The organism is Fulvivirga aurantia, from assembly GCF_009711475.1.
GTDB classification, from domain to species: Bacteria; Bacteroidota; Bacteroidia; order Cytophagales; family Cyclobacteriaceae; genus Fulvivirga; species Fulvivirga aurantia.
This window is the reverse complement of the sequence record NZ_SMMD01000417.1, coordinates 1-2,531: the sequence shown is the minus strand read 5'-3', so window position 1 is coordinate 2,531 and position 2,531 is coordinate 1. Positions and strand designations below refer to the sequence as shown.

At 38.0% G+C, this 2,531-nt stretch carries 4 protein-coding genes; all 4 read left to right on the top strand.

From position 1 onward, the window contains the following. A partial coding sequence (locus tag E1176_RS21470) for a zinc-binding dehydrogenase (protein WP_155208992.1) occupies positions 1-163 on the top strand: 163 nt, incomplete at its 5' end. Between the two features lie 93 nt (positions 164-256). Then, entirely contained in the window at positions 257-913 is a 657-nt protein-coding gene (locus E1176_RS02465; protein WP_155208991.1) for a hypothetical protein, read from the top strand. Between the two features lie 66 nt (positions 914-979). After that, positions 980-1,612 (top strand): S41 family peptidase, encoded by a 633-nt coding sequence (locus E1176_RS02460; protein ID WP_343030495.1) that lies wholly within the window; start codon positions 980-982, stop codon positions 1,610-1,612. A 51-nt stretch (positions 1,613-1,663) separates the two neighbouring features. After that, on the top strand, positions 1,664-2,531 hold an 868-nt coding region (locus E1176_RS02455; RefSeq protein ID WP_155208988.1), incomplete at its 3' end, for a tolB family protein.

Sequence of the window (2,531 nt, the reverse complement as noted above, 5' to 3'; positions counted from 1 at the left end):
GCCAAACAAAGGCTTAGACCAGCTTACACAGCTTGTAGAAAAAGAGCAAGTGAAACCTATAATCGATGGCCCTTACGAGTTTAATAAAATTCCAGAGCTCATTCAATATTTTGGTGATGGCAAACATAAGGGCAAGGTGATCGTAGAGATTGATCCTGAATAATCTAAAGCCCTCTCCTATTCAATTTCGGCAGTTTTAAATTTCGCATCATATTTAATATTAGTACCTTATCTTCGGTTATAGCTCAATTTGACTATGAAAACAATCACCTTATTACTAGTTCTAGCCATTTCCTTCTCATCCAGTGCTCAATCCATTGCTCCGGAGAAGGCGAGGCAAGACCTTCAACAACTCAAAGAGGCAATTGAAACTTACAACCCTGCCCTTTTACTCTATAATCCTGATTTTGTGGCGAAGGCCGAGGCGGTGATCGAAAAGGTAAATGGTGAAATTTCACTTATCAAACATTTTCAAAATGTAAGCGAAATTTGTGTCTTAAGTAATGAAGGGCATTTTGCAATTGGCAAATGGAGTGATGAGGTTCATGAAGGTTTTTTAAACAACACCTACAGATACCTGCCTCTTTCTATAAATATTATTGATAATGATCTTATCGTAAGGATCGACAATAGCATGGAGAAGCAACTCGAGCAGGGTGATAAAATTTTGAGTATTAATAGAACAGAATCATCCCAAATACTAGAAAGCCTATACAGACACATACCTGCAGATGGTGAAATTTTAACTTACAAAAACAGGAATATCGAATTAGGCTTTTCGTGGATGTACTATTTATACATCGATCAACCCGAAGAATTTGAGTTGGAGGTAGAAAAATCAAATGGCGAAAGGCATTTAGTGAAGATTGAAGCTTTAGAAAGAGATACTCAATTTGATAATTATGCAAAGTAATACCCTGAGCGCAGTCAAAAGGTAAATGCAGCATCTCCTTTCCACACACTCACTTACAAGGGGTCAGTGGCACATCTCGTCTTACCTTCTTTTGATAGACAGCTGATGGAAAAGCATAAAATCAAGGTAAAAAGCTTCTATAAAGACATATTTAATCAACTAAAAACCAACGACATAAAAACCCTGGTCTTAGACCTAAGAGACAATACCGGAGGTCGTAACGAGTTTGCCGAAGATATGGTACCGTTTATTCTTAAATCAGAGAATGACACTCCGTACCTTAAAAAGACAATATCATGGGAAGGCAAGGAAAAAATATACGATATGCCTAAAGCTTCGAAAGATGTATTCTCTGGGAAAATTTTCGTTTTGGTAAACGGCAGAACCTATAGTGCCGGTAGTATGCTCACGCGTTACCTTAGAGAATTTGCACAAGCCACTGTAATAGGCGAAGAAACAGGCACCAGATATGAAGGCTTTGCTGCAGGTTCGAAACAATTCGTAACGCTCTCTAACAGTCAACTGAGAATTGGTATCCCACGTTATCACATCACATTTCCGCCCAGCGAAAAGCAAACCACCTCTAACCGAGGTCTAATCCCTGATTATACTGTAGAATATAAGATTGAAGACCTAATCAAGGAGAGAGATCTGCACCTCGAAAAAGTGCATGAATTGATAGACAGTAACGCACCTTAGGTTTTTAATCCACGTAAAATGCTATCTTAAAATGAGTCTGCATTAGAGCCTATGAAATGCTTAACACTATTTCTTATAAATAGCCTTTTCTTCTGTTTAACTACATTAGGACAACCCACAATCTCTGATAACCTGAAGATTGCCTTTGTCTCCTACAAAACTGGTTCGGCAGAAATTTACTTAATGAACCCAGACGGAACAGATGTTGAGCAAATAACCAGCTCTCCGGAAAACAATAGTTTCCCCTTCCAGATCGACAACAAAACCATTGGTTTTACTCGCACCGATTCATCAAATAACTCTGAAAAATTTAAAATTAATATTTATACCAAAATAGAAACTCCACTTGAGCAAAAGCCTCTGCGAGATTCTTCCAAATGGGAGGTTAAAACACCCAATGGTAAGTTGATAGCTTTCATTCGCTCAAATGATTATAGTGATCGTGAATTATTCGTGTATGATCTGGAAAGCGACATTGAGCGTAAACTTACATACAATAATAACTCATCACACAAGTCGTTATCAGTCGGTTATTCTTGGTCATCAGACAATAAGAAATTACTATTCATGAGTGGTGAAGATTGGTACAATCAAGTAATGAGGATCTACGATGTAGAAACAGACAGTATTTATCAAGTGACATCTAGAGGTTATATGAATGCAGGCATACGCTGGCTTGATAACCAAAATGTAATAGCCAACCTCAAGATAAGGGATGAAACAACTTACGAAATATATCGAATAAATGTAGAATCAGGGAAGATAACGGCACTTACAGAAGGTATTAATCTACACCCAGATGTTTCGCCAGATGGTAAGTGGATTGTATTTGAAAGCCAACGACATGGCAACCATGGCGAAGTTTACATCATGAAACCCGATGGATCAGAGCAAATAAGACTCACCAACAATCCTGATT